Here is a 16,339-nt window from a genome sequence, read left to right as displayed (position 1 = left end):
TCGCCGGTGATTTTGATGACCGCACCGTCGGGCGCGAGGTTGCCGGAGAGGATGCGGATTGCACCGCGCTCGTGGATGGGGTCCTCGACAGTGTTGAGATAGTCCACATCGAGGTCCTCGACCGTTGGCGGGTCGATCTGTTCGAGTTCCTCTGCGATTGTGTTGCCCGTGACCGTGAGCGCGTCACCGTGGAGCAGGCCGGCGTCGTTCAGGGCCCGCAACACGACCGGGACACCGCCGACCTCGTGGAGGTCGTTCATGACCCGCTCGCCGCCGGGCTGAAGGTCGGCGATCTTGGGCGTCCGGGCGCTGATTTCGTTGAACGTCTCGATATCGAGGTCGATGCCGGCCTCCGCCGCGAGCGCGAGCAGGTGGAGAACGGCGTTGGTCGAACCGCCGACCGCGACCTGCAGGGCGATGGCGTTCTCGAAGGACTCGCGGGTGAGGAAGTCTGAGGGGCTACGGCGTTCCTGCACTACTTCGACGGCTAGTTCCCCGGCTCGGCGGGCTTCCTCGTAGCGGGACTCGTGCTCGGCCGGCGGCGAGGCCGACCCGAGCGGCGCGAAACCGAGCGCTTCGGAGATAGATGCCATCGTGTTGGCGGTGAACATCCCGCCACAGGAGCCCGCACCGGGGCAGGCATGGCGTTCCATCTCGTCGAGTTCGCCTTCAGTCATCTCCCCGTCGGCGACCGCGCCGACGCCCTCGAAGACGTTCTGGATGGTGACCTCACGCCCGTCGTGCTCGCCGGGCATGATGGAGCCGCCATAGAGGAAGACGCTGGGCAGGTCCGTCCGGATGGCGGCCATCATCATCCCGGGCATGTTCTTGTCACAGCCGCCGATGGTGACGATGCCGTCCATGCGCTCGCCGAAGGTGACGAGTTCGACTGAGTCGGCGATTATCTCACGCGAGATGAGCGACGCCTTCATCCCCTCGGTCCCCATCGAGATGGCGTCGGAGATGGTGATGGTCCCGAACTCGATTGGCATCCCTTCGGTGTCGTCGATACCATCGTAGGCGGCGTCGGCCACGTCGTCGAGATGGACGTTACACGGCGTGATGTCGGCAGCGGGGTTCGCAACGCCGATCATCGGCGAGGAGAGGTCCTCGTCGTCGTAGCCCATCGCGCGGAACATCGCGCGGTGGGGGGCTTTCTCGTATCCCTCCGTCACCTCGGTACTCCGCAGGTCCGGGTCTTTTTCCGGACGTTCTTGCCGCTCCTGATTGCTCATATTTCACCGAGGCCATGGGCAACCTTAAATAACTTGTACTCACGCTAACGTCCCTCATGAGAGCACGGCGAAACCCACCGGTGACAGCAGGTTCTTTTCCGTCGGGAACTTCCGCCGCGGTATGCCGACGGTCACGACCGCTGCGCGACTTCATTTCGGGTTTCAGAACCTCTCGCTCGCCCACGAGCGCCTCTATGGCGGTGTCGGGCTTGCCCTCGACGAGCCGCGGCTGACCGTCGAGGCGACACGAGCCGACACAGTCCAGTGTGACGACCCGGCGACCGAGCCGTATGTTCAGCGCGTCGTCGACGTGCTTGACGTTCCCGGCGCTGCTGTCTCCGTCGAGGAGCGGTTCCCGCGACACGTCGGCCTCGGAAGCGGCACACAGCTCTCGCTGGCGACGCTCATTGCCGTCGTTCGGGCCTACGACCGGACCGCTGACGCACGGACCTACGCGCCGCAACTGGGACGGGGCGGCCGAAGCGGCGTCGGCGTAGCCGCGTTCGAGTCGGGCGGATTCATCGTTGACGGCGGTCACCCAACGGAGCGGTTCACGGCCGAACCCCCAGCGGAAGGCGACTGGGATGTGCCGCCAGTGCTGGCGCATCACGACGTGCCCGCACACTGGCGCTTTGTCATCGTCATCCCGGATACCGACCCCGGCCAGAGCGGGAGTGCGGAAGACCAGAGTATGCGGCAGGCCGTTGAGCGCGCCGACCCCGGCATCGCCGACGAGATTTCGACGTTACTGACTCGCCGGGTTCTTCCTGCGATTGCTACCAGAGACCACGACGACTTCGGGCAGGCCGCGGCGCGGCTGGGCCGACTCAACGGCGCGTGGTACGCTGACGAACAGGGCGGCGTCTACCGCCCGCCAGCCGGCGCACTCGTCGATTCACTGGCGAGCGCCCCGGTCATCTCCGGGGCCGGCCAGAGCTCTTGGGGGCCAACCGTCTGGGGACTGACGACAACGGACTACGAATCGGAGGCCCGTGACGCGGGTGTGCTGGCACTCGATGCGGCCGATGTCGACGGAACGGTTCGCGTTGTCGCGCCCCGGAACACCGGTGCGTCGCTGACTGAATAGGGGCCAAGCGGCGGGCCGTTCAGTACCAGTCGCCGGAACTAACGACGATGCTTGCAGCCGCCAGTGCGGTTATCCGTCTCGCCAGCGAATCCTCGGCGATGACTGCATTGTTCTCACCGCTGGAACTCCGCGAGACGACAGTCCCGAATCGCGTCATGGTTTCACCGATGTGCCAGTACTCCTGTGACGCCCGCGACGGCCTCGCCACCGACTGGCACCGGACACATCTCGGCTCCCGTGCCGTCGGCGGCGCGGGGCTGGTCATGACCGAAGCGACCGCCGTCGAAGCTCGCGGCCGCATCTCGCCGGAGGACCTGGGTATCTGGAGCGACGAGCACGCGGCGGCGCTGGAACCGATTACGGGGTTCATCAGCGAACAGGGCAGCGTCCCGGGCATTCAGCTGGCCCACGCTGGCCGGAAAGCATCCATCGAACGACCGTGGGATGGGCACGACCCGCTCCAGCCCGACGACGGGGGCTGGGAAGTCGTCGGCCCGAGTGACGACCCGTGGCCGTACGAGGACACTGAGGCACCGCCGACGACAGCGCTCGACCAGGACGGTATCGAGGCTGTCATCGACTCGTTCCGCACCGCCGCCGAGCGCGCGCTCGATGCCGGCTTCGAGGTTGCAGAGGTCCACGCCGCTCACGGCTACCTCCTGCATCAGTTCCTCTCGCCAGTGACGAACCACCGCGAGGACGACTACGGCGGCGACTTCAAGGGGCGTACGCGACTGACACGGGAGGTTACCGCTGCCGTCCGTGATGTCTGGCCCGACGACAAGCCGGTGTTCGTCCGTATCTCGGCGACTGACTGGCTCCCCGACCGCGACGCATGGACCGTCGAGGACTCCGTGCGCCTGTCGGACCGACTCGCCGACATCGGTGCGGACTTCATCGACGTGAGCGGCGGCGGCATCCACCCCGAATCCCGCCCCGATTACGCCGGTCCGAACTACCAACTCCAGTACGCCGAGCAGATTCGAGCGGAAACCGAGTCGGACATTGCTGTCGGCGCTGTCGGCGGCATCACGACGCCCGAACAGGCCGAAGCCGTCATCGCTAATGACCGGGCCGACATGGCTATCGTCGGCCGCGAACACCTCCGGGACCCGTACTTCACGATGACTGCTGCGAAGGAACTCGACGCGACCGACGAAATAGAGGGGCCGCCACAGTACCGTCGCGCCTGGGGCTTCTGACTGCCCTACACCTTATCGAGGTCGAGGTCGACGGCGTACCAGTCGAGCACGAGCAGGAAGGCCGCGCCGACGGCACCAGCGGCCACGAACGCGATGAGCACGTCCGTCGAAAAACCCACTTTGTCCTGCACTTCCACGACGGGGGCGCGCAGCGCGCCGACGACGAGCGCGACGAGGAAGGCCAGCGTGGCCCGGCGGTTGTAATCAAGCGCCCGCCGGACGACGCGCGCGATGGTGAACAAGCCGACGAGTCCGCCGAGAATGAACGTCACGACCGGCACGGCGGTCGTGGTCACGTCTTCGGTTGGGCCGCCAGTAACGAGCGCGATGAGCGCGTCGACAAACTCACTGAGGGCCGTCGACATGCGGGTGTACTGGCCGAGGATAATGAGCAACAGCGACCCCGAAATACCGGGCAGAATCATCGCGCTGACGCCGACCATGCCGGCGAAAAAGACCAGTGCGAGGCCGCCACCATTTGTGGCGGCGTTCGAGACGCCGGACACGTAGAATGCGACCAGAAAGCCGACGACGCCGGCCCCGGCCTGGAATGGGGAGTCGACTGTGAGACTTCGCAGTAGCACTATCGCTGAGGCGGCGATGAGCCCGAAAAAGAATCCGAAGAGGAGTGCCGGCGTCTCCTGACTGGCGATGTGGACAATTCGTGTCACGATGACGACAGCGGTGGCGACGCCGGCGACCAGCGCGAGGAGGAACCAGATATCTATTTCGAGGAGTTCGGAGAACGCGCCGCGGACATCGACACCGCCGTCAACGGGAGCGAGTGCGCGAAAGAACTGCACTATCCGGCCCGGGGTGACGGCGGTAATCGCAGCAATGAGTCGCTCATAGACCCCGGCGATAAGCGCGATTGTCCCGCCAGAGACGCCGGGGACGCCATCGGCACTGCCCATACAGAGGCCGATGAGAAACGTTCGAAGCCACGCACGGAGCGGCGGCACCGAGCCCCGAATCGTCGGCAGGTCGCTTGGGTCCCGGTCAGGATGAGTGGTCATCACTGAACGCTTCCAGCATCACGCTCAAATCCCTTGTGGAGTCCCATCGTGTTATGGAGCTATCACAACGACGAAACTGCGGCTGAACAAGTAGTCCGCGACAGCGCTAGCTCCGCTGCGATAGCGTGAGCACGCCGTTCCTGAGTGTCTGGACTGCGCCGGCGGCCGGCAGGTCGATGTCGAACTCCGTCTGGAGGTGCGGGGCGTCGACGGCCACGATAGCCTCCGTTCCGATGATGTCAACTGTCACGTGGTCGTCGCTAACCTGAAGTGAGTCGAGGTCGACGGCGACCGTCCAGCCGTCGTCGTGGTCGGTGTGCGAGACGTGTAGCGGCGACCGTTCAGTTTGTGCATCCATTCGTCATCCATGAGTATGTGTTACACACATAAAGGTCCCCGTTCGGCGCGTGCCAAAGGGCGCGGTGCAAGACAATGCAGGCACTCTGTCCTTACAGGGCCGGGCCGAGATAGCCCCAGGCTTGCAACCGATCCCCGTCGCCGTCGATCCAGCGCTCGCCGATGTCGTCGCGGTAGTAGCGGTTCGGGATACGGATAGCATCGACGCGCTTGTAGGCCTGCTCGCGGGCCGCCTGCATTGTTTCGCCTTTGCCCGTGACGACCAGCGGCATCCCGCTCTCGCCGGCGACCCGCCACTGCTCATCAACCCGCTTTGCGTCCTCGATGTGGATACCCTCACGGCTGTCGGATTCGAAGACGACCGCGGCGTTGCGGGAGTTCTCATCGTAGGTCTCCTCGTCGTCGAACGGGAACGGCGGGAGGACGACCCGAACCGCGACCTGATATCCACGATGGACCTCCAAGTCCGGGTCGCGCCCGTGTGCCAGATCGAGGAAGAACTGGCCCGTTTCTGATTCAAACGACTCTTCTTGGAGCGCTATGGTCGGATAACCAAAGCGCGGCGTGAACTCCAGCGGATAGATCCCGCTGTCGTTGACGATACAGTTGATGTCGATGCTGCCGACGTACCCCTCGTCGGCGAGCCAGCCTTCCACCTTGCCGAGCGTCTCCGCGAACAGTTCGTTCCGGCCCGCCCAGAACATCGAGGTCCCCATCTCGCCGGTCGAGGGACCGATGTTGCCCGGGAACAGCTTCTTGTGCTCGAAGTTGAAGTTGATCGGTTCGACGAACGACTCGCCGTTGAAGAAGCCACAGACCGCGATTTCGACGCCCTCGACCTTCCGCTGTAGTTGGAAGCCCTTCATGCGGTGGCCCCACGCCTTCTTGTAGGCACGAAGCACGTCGACGATATCACTGCCGTCGTCCTCGTTCCCGACGTAGAGGAGTCGCTTGACGTTCTGGACTTCCCCGAGCGGTTTGATGACGTACGGGGCGGGGTTCTCCTGTACGTGTTGGATGCCGGCGTCGAAGTCCTCGAAGACGTGGTGCTCGATAGTGTTGACACCGTGGTCTTCGAGTATCTCCATCGCGTAGCCGCGGTCTTCTTCGAGCGCGTCCGTATTGGGCGTCCCGCCGACGACGGCGTGACCTTCGGCTCGGAGTTCCCGTGCGATTTCGCCGGTACCGATATCGCTGCCCACCCAGATGTCGTCGAAGATGACGACATCAGCCCAGTCGAGGTCCCCTCGCCAGTCGTCAGTTTTCGGGACGAACCCGTCGGCGATCTCCTGATCGCTGTTGGCCTCGATGTAATAGCGAACGTCGTGTCCCTCCTCGGTGACCTGCCACGCAATGTCGCCGATGAGCGCTGCGTCCAGCGAACAGAAGAGGAAATTTGCCATAGCACGTCTGCGAGCGGGTGCGGGGTAAACGTTGTCCGTCGTGCCGACCGCGGGTCATCCTTATCGCGATTGTTGCACGCAGGAGTGTCATGCCGGCCCGTTGGACACCCATTGCTTATTTAAATAAACCCGCTCGCGTAAGCCGAATCGTTTTAGTCCCCATCTGTAAATTGCCACGTATGACACGCGACGAACTCGCGTCCGCGAGTGAACTGCTCGAATCGGCGGCCGAAGACACTGGCAGCGATGAGGCGAGCGAACGCCTCGCCGAACTCGCCGACCAGCTTGACAGTCTTGCGACTGACGAACGCGGCCCGGACCACGGTCGACTCGCCCGCATCCAGTCGGCGCTCAACGACCTCAGTAGCGGTGACGCGGACGACGTGACCGAAGCCATCGAAGACGCCGACGACAAGATCAACGAGTACCGGTCCGACCTCGAAGGGGTCTGAGGCGGCGCTTCTGCGCCAGCGCATGGCTGTCTGGTGACTTTCTGCGAGGCAAAGTCGGTTTTCGAACGCGATAGAGCACTACGATTCGGTTTCGGTTTCCTCGTCGACCGGCTTGATTCGGTGTGTCGCGTCGTTGTAGTCTTTCGGGGCTCGTAGTCGGTAGATGACTTCGCGGGGTTCCGTATCGTCGACGTACGGTGTTTTACCGTCGTGCGTGATGACCGCTGTCTCTTCCGGCTTCAGTTTTCCGTCAAACCGGCCGACTGGCGCGTAGGCGACGCGTGGACCGGTTCGGTTGAGTGCAATGACGTACCGACCAGCGGTGTCGCCCGTGTTTGTGACCGTTATCGAAAGCGTTGGCTTGGCGGGCTCGGTGACCTGCTCTGGCCCGCCAAGCGTGATATCGAACGAGGGGAGCGGGATTTGGAGTCGGTCTCGAACTGCCTCCGGTGGCGTCCACTTCCCGCCGGGCCAGGACAATTGAGTATCGCTGGCTGAGCCGGTTTCGGGGAGGTTGAAGACCAGCGGCCCACCGGTCTCGGTGAACTGTCGGCCCCACTCGCCATCGCGATACAGGCCGTTCCTGAACGTCTCGGGGCTGTACGTCGACCCGTCGAACCTGAGTGAAAACGCGGTGCGGTCTACTCCCGAGCCCCGGATAGTTGTTGTCAACACGAGGAACTGGCCGTCGGCTGGCTGGACAGTGATAGAGTCGGTACCCGGGACCACGACGCCGGGCATCACCGCGGCGTCGGTAACCGTCACCGCGGGCGGCGGCCCGGTGTCAGTTTCGCTGACGACCGGCGACCGGACCGGCGTCACTGTTTCGGTGTCAGCAGTCTCACCCTGACATCCAGCACCGATGATAGCCAGTCCACAGAGTGCCAGAACACGACGGCGGTACATGACTCTGGGTTGCCCTGCCCTGAATAAATGCCTTCAGAAGGCTCAGATTCTGTTTTGACCGACCGTTCCCCGTTCGACCGGAACCCACCTGCCTCCTCGCTCTGCATAGTCTGTGTTACCGAAATTCAGGCACGGTCTGATTAAATAACATGTTAATTAATGTTTGTGTCTAACCAAAAGCTTTTGACAATTCCGTTGGTTTCGGTCAAATGTATATCAGGTTGGGGGAATTGGGTGGCGGCACCTTCCCTACGAGGTGATATCAATGAGCAAATCAACGAAGGGCCAAACGGCCCCCAAATCGATGCGTCACAAGCAAATACTCGACGTAGCGGCCGAGAACCCTGAGGCGTCCATCGCAGAGCTTGCGGCCGAAGTACCGAGCGCGACAACGGAACTGGTCGAACGGGTCCTCGAAGAACACGGCGACCCGGCTGAAACCGACGAGACGGACTCGTCCGACGAGTCACCGGCTGAACCGTCGGCGGGGTCACAGTCGCACCCGGCCCCCGAGGACCTCTCGTCGACAGAGCGCGAGACGCTCCGGGCAATTCAGCAACACCCCACCGCGTCCCAGCGAGATCTCGCAGAAACGCTCGGCGTCACCGCTTCGACCGTGAGCAATCGCGTCAACGGCATCGACGGGTTCGACTGGACGAACCGCGAGGCGTTCGCAAACGCTGTGTTCTGCGAGCAGGAGACCGGGTCGGCGACCCCCTCCGGTAAGACCGAAACCCCAGCATCCGACAGCGAATCATCGGAGTCAACAGACACCCCAGATGACGCCGACAGTCGGGTGTCAGAACCAGATACCGCGTCCGACAGCACCGAGTCCTCTATCGCGGCGGCCGAAACAGCAGCCGGCGAGGTGAACACCACACTGACAACGTTCCAGTCGACTGTTGAGGACCTCTCCGAACAACTGGCCGAGCTCGAAGGGCAGGTCGAAACCATCGCGGATGGCGGCGGATCGCCGCAATCCGACCCGTTTCAGGACCCCGAACTCGTCCACAAGGTTGTCCACGCGTGTATGGACTCCGAGAAAATATCCGAGGACGAAGAGCTCCGGATTCTAGATTCGCTGCTCTAGTTGTACTCACGCCACCGGTGGCCACATTCTTGACACTTGAAGAATCGCGTCGGCGGTTCGTCGGCTGACCCGGTCTGTTTGATCGTGTACCACGCTTTGCCGTGCCCGCATTCCTCACAGGTCACGTCGTCGGCCGTGGGCTTCCCCTCGAAGTTCGACCCCTCCTCGGTCTCTATCAGTTCGTCGTCGCTCTGTTCGTCCGTGCTGACGAACGCCGCCGCGCGGTCCTCGTCTTTCGCGACCCGCGCGCCACAGGACTGGCAGACCATCTCGTCACCATCGGCGTGCATCATCGAGCCACAGTCGTCGCAGAACTGCATACACGCCCGTCCGACACCGAGGCAAAAAGCCGTTACTGCTCGTCTTCGATCTCGTGTTGCTCTGCGACCACCGGACAGTCCAGCAGTCGGACCGTCTCCATGTCGAGGAACTCCATGATTTCGGTCCCGTCGTTCGTGCAGTGTGCGTTCGGCGGCGCGGAGAAGTGTTCACACTGCTCACAGTAGCGGTGTTTCGACACCTCCGCGTACCGGCTCTCTGGTGTGGTTTCGTTATCGTCGTCGGCGGCGATTTCTGCCCACACCTTATCCGCGTCGATGTGGTCGACATCGACCCGCTCGAACGCGCTTTCGCCGCTCCCGAAGGGGTCTTCGCCGCGCTCGTCCATTCCCGAGAAGGGGTCATCTGAATCGGGTGACGATCCAGAAAGTGGCCTGTCAGAGTCAGTTGCCGAATCTGAACGAAACTCTTCCGTGTCGACGGCTGAGAGCAGGTCGTCATCATCAGTTGCACTGGGACCCGTCTCGGACATATCGTCGGTCGGTTCGTCGCTCGATTCGATGTCGGTCCAGCTATCGTCGGGTGGCTGGCGTGCGTCTGTCGAGTCGTTCGCGCCGTCAGGCCCCGCATCGAGGCGCTCGAACGGGTCGCCCTCGCGCTCGTCGCCGGAATCGAGTTCTTCGAAGGGGTCTCGTTCGTCGTCACTCATTGGTCTCGCCCGGTTCAAGCTGTGCTGCGGCCACCAGCCGCGCCTTCGAGCGGATAATGCCGCCCTCGGGTCGCACGTCCGACACTGTCGTGTTACAGTGCGGACACTGGGGTTCGGTCAGGAGCCCGATATCGACCTGCTCGTCACAGTTCGAACACCGTGCCGTCGAGATGTTCTCCTGTGCCGCGGCGCGTTTCAGCCGGTCGACCGCTTTCTGGTTCTGGTCCCGGCCGCCATGGTCGTCGCGGAGGTCGCTGACGACCCAGGCGACGCGAGTGAGTTTGTCTTCGACATCGTCGAGACGGGCGTCGATGTCGGCGACTCGCTCGTCCTGCGTTTCGACCGAATCGGTCAGATCGCCTCGAAGCGCGGTGAGTTCTGTCTCCATCGCGTCAATCTCCTGTGAGAGTGCCTCGATGCGGTCGAACTCCTCGTGGCTGTGGTCAGCCGGCGCTTTCGCGTCAGCCTCCCGTTTGACCTGCACGACGCGCTCGCGAACGTCGTCGATTTTCGTCTGAAAGTCCGCTTCGAGCGCGTCGAACCGATCGGCAAGCTGGCGTTCCACCGCATCGACGATATCGGGGATCTGGGCACTCACAGCGCTCTCGGTCGCCGCTTCGACTGAGCCGTTCAGCTTCTCGTCTACGGTTGCGGCGACGACGGCATCCAGTTCGTCCGACGACGGCTGGAGGTGGTCCCCCATTTCGCCGTCCGAATCGGCTGTTGTCATGTATGCGGCCAGCAGTTGCTCCATGACGGCGTCGCGAGGCACGCCGAGTGCCTCGGCTTGCTCGGTCAGCCACTCGTCTAGATCTGCAGATAGCTCGACGTACACTCCCCCGTCATCAGTCGACTCGGAGGACATTACGACACCCTTGACGAACAACACTGATAAGGGTTTACCGCCGATTTCAGATACCGAGAGTGGAAGCGACCACGCAGCAGCGTTCTCGTTGTTCTCTGCCGACAGCTACAGCCAGTTGTCCCGCCGACTATCGCTATCGAATCTTGCGCACGTCGCTGATGTCGAAGCCGGCATCGCCCAGTTCAGTCTCGAACTGCACGATGTCCTCGTCCTCGATCTGTGAGAGGACGCCACGGAACTGCTGGACGACGAGGGTTCGGGCGCGAGTGGAGCCGCCGGATTCCCACGCGAACTCCATCGTGCCGTGGGAGGCGTCGACGAGTTGCCCGTGTCGCACCGTCGACAGCGTCTCGGGATTGATGTGCAAGAGGAGCAGACAGCCCCACTGATGGGCCGCCTTCTGAAGCCCCTGAACGAGTGAGCTGATGTCCGACCACTCGATTTCCTCACCCATGGCGCTGACAAGATCCGATAGTGAGTCGATGACGACGAGGTTGTTCGCCGCCACCTCGTTCAGCACCATGCCGAGCGTCCCGAGCAGGTCCTCCCGCTCGTGCCGCGCCCGGAGGTCGGTGATCGATGCGGTTTCGCTGGCGTACCAGTCCCGTGGCACCGGACTGATGTGGAAATATCGCTCTGAGAGGTCGTGGAACTCGACCGCCCGGCTCCCCTTATCGACCACATCGTCGTCCATCGCCAGCCGCATCTCGCTGACCAGTTGCGATTCGTTTGTCGTAAACGAAATGTAGTGGACCTCGTCCGGGGCGACAGCGTCCGGCGAGCGGTCGCCGTAGTAGAGGTCGTGCAGCTCCGTGTCTACCTGTTCGAGCCCGTTGATGAGTGCGCTCGTATGCATGAACTCCCGGGAGCCAGCGCCGGCCTCGCCGGAGAGCAGGACGACGCTCCCCGCGGGCGCTCCACCGTTGATGATGGAATCAAGCTGGCGGATTCCAAACGGGATTCGATCCATACGTTCACCTACCTACGTGGTTGCTTAAACGCTTGGCCTGTCTCGGCGGTCGTGACAGGCGGGCAACAGCAAGCCACGAGGTCACCGCCAGACGGCACGGCCGAGCCGGGTTTCTGAGAGGTCGAAGTCGAAGCGGTCCGTCCAGAGGAGGCCAGCCCCCAGCAGCGCGGCCAGACCGACCGGTACCCAGTTCGCGTAAAACAGGTTGATACCGCCCCACAGCAGGACGAAGCTCACCAGGTCATCAAGCATGAACGGGCAGTCCCGGAGTCGCCGGCGGAGCCCCGCGCGGTCGAACCCGAAGTCGAACAGGAGGACGGCGACTGATCCCGACAGGAGCCAGCCGGCGTAGTTCTGCCACGGGACGCCGTAGAACTGCGGCATCTCGTAGATCCAGAAGCCGATGGCCACAGCACCCGGATCAAGCACGAGGTCAACGAGCATGACCGTCGCCAGCGTCGCCAGCAGCCGGACCGCGGTTGACGCTGCCCTGTTGCCGAGCAACAGCAGGACGAGCAGGTAGGCATTCAGGACTAGCGGGAAGAAGAAGACCGGGAGCCCGAACGGTACCTCACCGAGCAACATTGGGCCGAGGTCGACGCCGTAGATGAAATCGCCGTAGGGCCAGCCGGTCCGGACGCCGACGAGTTCGATGCCGTACGAGTAGAGTGTCAGCGCGACCAGCGCAAGGCCGGCCCGGCGGTCCACGAGCGGAAAGACGCCGGCGACTAGCGGGAGTCGCATCACGAACGTCCCGAACAGAACGAAGTAGGGATTGAACGCGAGCGGGTCCGGCAGAAGCCCCTCGGCACTCGCGAGTAAGGTCACCGCGCCGACGAGCGGAAAGACGACGGCGATGGTAAATCGGTTCTCAGTGACGAACTGGTCGAACTGCGCGGTCGCGTCGGTCTTTGTTTCCGGGAGCGTCCAGCCCGCCAGCGTTCGGTCTTCGCCACTACCCATACAGCATCACCCACAGCGCAATGAGCGTGAACACCATGCCGACGACGGTGTTAATCGCAGGATACCACCAGTACGCCTCGTCGATGTCGACGCCGATGCCGAGAATTCCGAAGACGAGGCCGGGATAGACGAGCAGTATCAGTCCGAACACCCAGTGCGTGTACGTGAACACGAACGCGGCCGTGAGCCAGCACATCACGCAGTAGTAGTAGGTGTTTGACTCGCCCAGAAACGTCGCCGTCGTCTGGATGCCGGCTTCGCGGTCGGGTTCGATATCGGGAATCGCCGAGAAGGTGTGCATCCCCATCGCCCAGAGCCACGCGCCGGCGACCGCTGTCGCTGGCGGGGCCACCCCTTCGATAGCGGCGTAGCCGATGACACCGGGCAGGATGTACAGGCCGTTCGAGATGGAATCAAGGAACGGCGTCGTCTTGAACCGCAACGGCGGGGCCGAGTACTCGATCGACAGCCCAATCCAGGCGAGCAGGGCCACGACCCCGAGCGTCGGCAGCCCGAGAACGAACAGTAACGCGAGCGCGCCGCTGGCGACGACGATGGCTGTGATAGCGCTGTCCCCCCGGTAGCTGACCTCCCGGCCCTCGTCTTTCTTGGGATTGTGCTCGTCGATGTCGGCGTCGAAAATGTCGTTGACGCCGTAGAGGAACACGTTCCCAGGGATGGTGAAGTACAGAAACAGCGCGATAGCCAGCGGCGAGAACAACTCTCCCGGGCCGTCGGCCGCGTAGCTGACGCCGACGATGACCGGGCCGCCGAGGTACAGCCAGAACCGCGGCCGGGAGAGCCGCAACAGGTAGCCCACAAGCGTCTCCTCCGGCGGAATGACGGCGGTAATGCGGTCGGTCGGGAGTTCGGGCATTACTCAGGCGATATCCTCGATGAGCGCCTCCGCGGTGTGTTCGCCGCTGATGAGACACATCGGCACGCCGATGCCGGGCGTCGTGAACGACCCCGTGAAGTAGAGGCCGTCGACGGCCGACGAGCGGTTGTTGGGTCGCAGCAGGGCGGTCTGGCGGAGTGTGTGTGCCAGCCCGAGAGCTGTGCCCTCCGTGGCGTTGTACCGCTCGCCGAAGTCGGAGACGGCGAACTGCTTCTCGTAGACGATGCGGTCGCGCAGGTCGACGCCGGTGTTGTCGGCGATGTCGGCCAGAATCTTCTCGCGGTACTCCTGGCGGATCTCGTCGCCGTCGTGCAGCCCCGGCGCGATGGGGACTAGGACGAACAGGTTCGAGTGGCCGTCGGGGGCGACGGTGTCGTCGGTTTTCGAGGGCACACAGAGGTAGTACGCCGGGTCATCGGGCCACGCGGGCTCGTCGAAGATGTCGTCGAAGTGGGGGTCCCAGTCCGTCGGCAGGACGAGCGTGTGGTGCTTCAGGGGCTCCACGTCGCCCTCGACGCCCATGTACATGAGGAAGGCGGACGGCGCGTACGTCTTGTCGTCCCAGTAGTCGTCGTCGTACTGGCGCTCGTGGTCGGGCAGGAGTTCCCGTTCGGCGTGGCCGTAGTCGGCGTTGACAACCACTTCGTCGGGGTGGGTCGTGTTGCCGTGGACTGTCTCCACGAGGAATCCATCCTTCCGCCGGGAAATCTCGTTGACTTCGGCGTCGGTCTCGTAGGTGACGCCGAGTTCCTCGCCGAGTTCGACAAGGCCGTCGACGACCGCGCCGACGCCGCCGTCGGGGTAGTACACGCCGAGGTTGAAATCGACGTGGCTCATCATGTTGTACAGCGCTGGCGTCGTCCGCGGAGAGCCACCGAGGAAGACCAGCGTGTACTGCATGATCTGCTGGAGCTTCGGGTGCTCGAAGTAGTCCTCGACGTGGCTCTGCATCGTGCCGATGAGCTGGAGGCCGACCGGCGCGGCAGTCATCACGTCGAGGTCGACCCAGTCGCGCAGCTCCGAGCGGTCCTCATAGACGAACTTGTTCATCGCCGTCTCGTAGTGGCGTTCGCTCGTCGCGAGGTAGTCCCGGAAGGCCTCGCCCGCACCGGGTTCGTACTCCTCGAATTTCTGGGCCATCTGGTCGTTGTCGCCGGTCACGTCGATCTGGTCGCCGTCCTTGAAGAAGACCCGGTAGTGCGGGTCGAGTCGCTGGAGGTTGTAGTAATCGCGTGGCTCCTTGCCGAAGTACGCAAAGAAGCGCTCGAACACGTCGGGCATCAGATACCACGACGGACCCATATCGAACCGGAACCCATCCACCTCCAGCCGGGAGGCGCGACCCCCGAGTTGCTCGTTTTTCTCCAGTAGCGAAACGTTCGCATCTGCGTCCGCCAGATAGCACGCAGCGGAGAGCCCACCGATGCCGCCACCGACGACAGTCACGTCTTCACCGGACAAGTCACTCATTACTAGTATTGAGGGGCTGGAGCGTCAATAAATGAGCGGCCAAACTACATCGGTATGGTATTCGTGGTCATATATCGGGCCACCGAGCGACTCAGTGGGAGACGTATATGGGGATGGGGGACAGACTGACACGTATGGAACCTGACCTCACAGCACTGGACGCATATCTCGATGACGCCGGCGTTGACGGTTACCTCCTCGATGCGGATTCTGAGGTGTCAGACCAGTATTATCTCTCCGGCTTCGACGCGCCGGACCCGTTCATCACGCTGTACGACGGTGACACACATCTGCTCTTCCCGCGGAGTCTGGAGTTCGGCCGAGCCAAGCGCGAGTCGCGGGCCGAGACCGTCGAACGCTACGTCGATTTCGACCACCAGAGCAAAGTCGAGGAGCACGGCCCTGACGAGGCCGTTTCACACGTTCTCGCAGATTTCCTCGCGGCCTATGACGTAGATAGCGTGGCCGTCCCACCGCGGTTCCCGCTCCGGACCGCAGACAGCCTGCGCGAACGTGGTGTCGACGTGTCGGCAGACACCGACGGCATCGTCACGGAGATCCGAGCAACCAAGACCGAGACAGAAGTCGACTACGTCCGGACGGCACAGCGGGCCAACGAGGCGGCAATGGAGGCTGCTGAATCGCTGCTCGAAGCGTCGGACATTGCCGAAGACGAGACGCTCGAAGTTGACGGTGAGACGCTGACGAGCGAGCGGGTGAAAGAGGAGATCGAGGTGACGCTGCTCCGGCACGGCTGCTCGCTGGACGAGACTATCGTCGCCTGCGGGGCGGACGCTGCGGACCCCCACGACTCTGGGAGCGGGCCGCTCGTCGCCCACGAGCCGGTTATCATCGACATCTTCCCGAAGGACAAGGCGACGAAGTACCACGCCGACATGACGCGGACGTTCGTGAAAGGCGAGCCCAGCGAGACGGTGCGCGAGTGGTACGACCTGACCGAACGCGCGATGGAGGCCGCGTTCGACGCGTTGGAACCCGGTGCGACCGGCGCGGACGTACACGACGCGGTCTGTGACGTGTACGAGGACGCCGGCGAACCGACGCTGCGTGACGACGACCGAACGGAGACGGGATTCATCCACAGCACAGGCCACGGCGTCGGGCTGGACGTCCACGAGCTTCCACGGCTGGCGCCGAACGGCGGCGAACTCGAACCGGGGCACATCGTCACTATCGAGCCCGGCCTCTACGACCCTGCTGTCGGCGGGGTCCGAATCGAGGACATCGCCGTCGTCACTGCCGACGGCTACGAAAACTTGACCGAGTACGAGATCCAGTTTGTAGTCTGAGGTAGTTGAATCGGCCCGAAAGCTATAGTTGCAGTTTCATTCTGGCCGCCGTTAATCTATGATATTCCTTTTCAAACGGCTTGTTACCACACAACAGTATTTCTGCGCCACCATCATGAACATTTAT

At 63.1% G+C, this 16,339-nt stretch carries 17 protein-coding genes; 5 read left to right on the top strand and 12 right to left on the bottom strand.

Annotation, left to right across the window (positions count from 1 at the left end; genetic code table 11):
• On the bottom strand, positions 1–1,235 hold a 1,235-nt coding region (locus tag G9463_RS12725; RefSeq protein WP_165896891.1), incomplete at its 3' end, for a dihydroxy-acid dehydratase.
• A gap of 121 nt (positions 1,236–1,356) precedes the next feature.
• Between G9463_RS12725 and G9463_RS12720 the strand changes: the two genes are divergently transcribed.
• Positions 1,357–2,322, top strand: coding sequence for a beta-ribofuranosylaminobenzene 5'-phosphate synthase family protein (locus G9463_RS12720; protein WP_165896890.1), 966 nt, complete (start codon positions 1,357–1,359; stop codon positions 2,320–2,322).
• A gap of 98 nt (positions 2,323–2,420) precedes the next feature.
• On the top strand, positions 2,421–3,524 hold the full coding sequence (locus tag G9463_RS12715; RefSeq protein WP_049938739.1) for an NADH:flavin oxidoreductase/NADH oxidase: 1,104 nt from the start codon (positions 2,421–2,423) through the stop codon (positions 3,522–3,524).
• A gap of 5 nt (positions 3,525–3,529) precedes the next feature.
• On the opposite strand, the gene G9463_RS12710 is transcribed toward G9463_RS12715, so the two are convergent.
• The 3 genes from G9463_RS12710 to G9463_RS12700 all read right to left on the bottom strand — a co-directional run bounded on the left by G9463_RS12710 (position 3,530) and on the right by G9463_RS12700 (position 6,300).
• A complete protein-coding gene (locus G9463_RS12710; RefSeq protein WP_011222953.1) occupies positions 3,530–4,540 on the bottom strand; it encodes a DUF368 domain-containing protein in 1,011 nt (336 codons plus the stop codon).
• Between the two features lie 106 nt (positions 4,541–4,646).
• Complete coding sequence (locus G9463_RS12705) at positions 4,647–4,898, bottom strand: hypothetical protein (RefSeq protein WP_004962681.1); 252 nt, start codon at positions 4,896–4,898, stop codon at positions 4,647–4,649.
• Positions 4,899–4,989: 91 nt separating this feature from the next.
• On the bottom strand, positions 4,990–6,300 hold the full coding sequence (locus tag G9463_RS12700) for a phosphoribosylglycinamide synthetase C domain-containing protein (RefSeq protein ID WP_165896889.1): 1,311 nt from the start codon (positions 6,298–6,300) through the stop codon (positions 4,990–4,992).
• Positions 6,301–6,479: 179 nt separating this feature from the next.
• On the opposite strand from G9463_RS12700, the gene G9463_RS12695 reads away from it, so the two are divergent.
• Positions 6,480–6,752 (top strand): hypothetical protein, encoded by a 273-nt coding sequence (locus G9463_RS12695; RefSeq protein ID WP_004962674.1) that lies wholly within the window; start codon positions 6,480–6,482, stop codon positions 6,750–6,752.
• A gap of 78 nt (positions 6,753–6,830) precedes the next feature.
• On the opposite strand, the gene G9463_RS12690 is transcribed toward G9463_RS12695, so the two are convergent.
• Positions 6,831–7,658, bottom strand: a complete 828-nt coding sequence (locus G9463_RS12690; RefSeq protein ID WP_165896888.1) for a hypothetical protein — start codon at positions 7,656–7,658, stop codon at positions 6,831–6,833.
• A gap of 304 nt (positions 7,659–7,962) precedes the next feature.
• Between G9463_RS12690 and G9463_RS12685 the strand changes: the two genes are divergently transcribed.
• Positions 7,963–8,748: a winged helix-turn-helix domain-containing protein gene (locus G9463_RS12685; RefSeq protein WP_165896892.1), complete on the top strand. Its 786-nt coding sequence runs from the start codon at positions 7,963–7,965 to the stop codon at positions 8,746–8,748.
• Here G9463_RS12685 and G9463_RS12680 read toward each other — a convergent pair.
• The 7 genes from G9463_RS12680 to crtD all read right to left on the bottom strand — a co-directional run bounded on the left by G9463_RS12680 (position 8,745) and on the right by crtD (position 14,902).
• On the bottom strand, positions 8,745–9,068 hold the full coding sequence (locus tag G9463_RS12680) for a transcription factor S (protein WP_004593290.1): 324 nt from the start codon (positions 9,066–9,068) through the stop codon (positions 8,745–8,747). The two genes, G9463_RS12685 and G9463_RS12680, sit on opposite strands and share 4 nt — an antisense overlap.
• 32 nt (positions 9,069–9,100) lie before the next feature.
• Complete coding sequence (locus G9463_RS12675) at positions 9,101–9,736, bottom strand: hypothetical protein (RefSeq protein WP_121302769.1); 636 nt, start codon at positions 9,734–9,736, stop codon at positions 9,101–9,103.
• Complete coding sequence (locus tag G9463_RS12670) at positions 9,729–10,601, bottom strand: hypothetical protein (RefSeq protein ID WP_165896887.1); 873 nt, start codon at positions 10,599–10,601, stop codon at positions 9,729–9,731. The genes G9463_RS12675 and G9463_RS12670 overlap by 8 nt, the downstream gene beginning before the upstream one ends.
• A 133-nt stretch (positions 10,602–10,734) precedes the next feature.
• Positions 10,735–11,571 (bottom strand): HTR-like protein, encoded by an 837-nt coding sequence (locus G9463_RS12665; protein ID WP_004962661.1) that lies wholly within the window; start codon positions 11,569–11,571, stop codon positions 10,735–10,737.
• An 81-nt stretch (positions 11,572–11,652) separates the two neighbouring features.
• Positions 11,653–12,534, bottom strand: a complete 882-nt coding sequence (gene cruF, locus G9463_RS12660) for a bisanhydrobacterioruberin hydratase (protein ID WP_165896886.1) — start codon at positions 12,532–12,534, stop codon at positions 11,653–11,655.
• Complete coding sequence (locus G9463_RS12655) at positions 12,527–13,411, bottom strand: prenyltransferase (protein ID WP_004962656.1); 885 nt, start codon at positions 13,409–13,411, stop codon at positions 12,527–12,529. Before G9463_RS12655 ends, cruF begins: the two co-directional genes overlap by 8 nt.
• Before the next feature lie 3 nt (positions 13,412–13,414).
• Positions 13,415–14,902 (bottom strand): carotenoid 3,4-desaturase, encoded by a 1,488-nt coding sequence (gene crtD, locus G9463_RS12650; RefSeq protein WP_165896885.1) that lies wholly within the window; start codon positions 14,900–14,902, stop codon positions 13,415–13,417.
• 134 nt (positions 14,903–15,036) lie between these two features.
• Between crtD and G9463_RS12645 the strand changes: the two genes are divergently transcribed.
• Complete coding sequence (locus tag G9463_RS12645) at positions 15,037–16,212, top strand: Xaa-Pro peptidase family protein (protein WP_165896884.1); 1,176 nt, start codon at positions 15,037–15,039, stop codon at positions 16,210–16,212.
• Positions 16,213–16,339 lie beyond the last annotated feature (127 nt).

The sequence above is a fragment of the Haloarcula sp. JP-Z28 genome, assembly GCF_011440255.1.
GTDB lineage: Archaea > Halobacteriota > Halobacteria > Halobacteriales > Haloarculaceae > Haloarcula > Haloarcula marismortui.
Note: the sequence above shows the minus strand (reverse complement) of the source record. Positions and strands in the feature narration are given on the sequence as shown.

Bases quoted from the DNA above. Each gene is read 5' to 3' on its own strand.
- G9463_RS12720 (WP_165896890.1), top strand. From the start codon at position 1,357: ATGCCGACGGTCACGACCGCTGCGCGACTTCATTTCGGGTTTCAGAAC.
- G9463_RS12715 (WP_049938739.1), top strand. From the start codon at position 2,421: ATGACTGCATTGTTCTCACCGCTGGAACTCCGCGAGACGACAGTCCCG.
- G9463_RS12710 (WP_011222953.1), bottom strand. From the start codon at position 4,540: ATGACCACTCATCCTGACCGGGACCCAAGCGACCTGCCGACGATTCGG.
- G9463_RS12705 (WP_004962681.1), bottom strand. From the start codon at position 4,898: ATGGATGCACAAACTGAACGGTCGCCGCTACACGTCTCGCACACCGAC.
- G9463_RS12700 (WP_165896889.1), bottom strand. From the start codon at position 6,300: ATGGCAAATTTCCTCTTCTGTTCGCTGGACGCAGCGCTCATCGGCGAC.
- G9463_RS12695 (WP_004962674.1), top strand. From the start codon at position 6,480: ATGACACGCGACGAACTCGCGTCCGCGAGTGAACTGCTCGAATCGGCG.
- G9463_RS12690 (WP_165896888.1), bottom strand. From the start codon at position 7,658: ATGTACCGCCGTCGTGTTCTGGCACTCTGTGGACTGGCTATCATCGGT.
- G9463_RS12685 (WP_165896892.1), top strand. From the start codon at position 7,963: ATGCGTCACAAGCAAATACTCGACGTAGCGGCCGAGAACCCTGAGGCG.
- G9463_RS12680 (WP_004593290.1), bottom strand. From the start codon at position 9,068: ATGCAGTTCTGCGACGACTGTGGCTCGATGATGCACGCCGATGGTGAC.
- G9463_RS12675 (WP_121302769.1), bottom strand. From the start codon at position 9,736: ATGAGTGACGACGAACGAGACCCCTTCGAAGAACTCGATTCCGGCGAC.
- G9463_RS12670 (WP_165896887.1), bottom strand. From the start codon at position 10,601: ATGTCCTCCGAGTCGACTGATGACGGGGGAGTGTACGTCGAGCTATCT.
- G9463_RS12665 (WP_004962661.1), bottom strand. From the start codon at position 11,571: ATGGATCGAATCCCGTTTGGAATCCGCCAGCTTGATTCCATCATCAAC.
- cruF (WP_165896886.1), bottom strand. From the start codon at position 12,534: ATGGGTAGTGGCGAAGACCGAACGCTGGCGGGCTGGACGCTCCCGGAA.
- G9463_RS12655 (WP_004962656.1), bottom strand. From the start codon at position 13,411: ATGCCCGAACTCCCGACCGACCGCATTACCGCCGTCATTCCGCCGGAG.
- crtD (WP_165896885.1), bottom strand. From the start codon at position 14,902: ATGAGTGACTTGTCCGGTGAAGACGTGACTGTCGTCGGTGGCGGCATC.
- G9463_RS12645 (WP_165896884.1), top strand. From the start codon at position 15,037: ATGGAACCTGACCTCACAGCACTGGACGCATATCTCGATGACGCCGGC.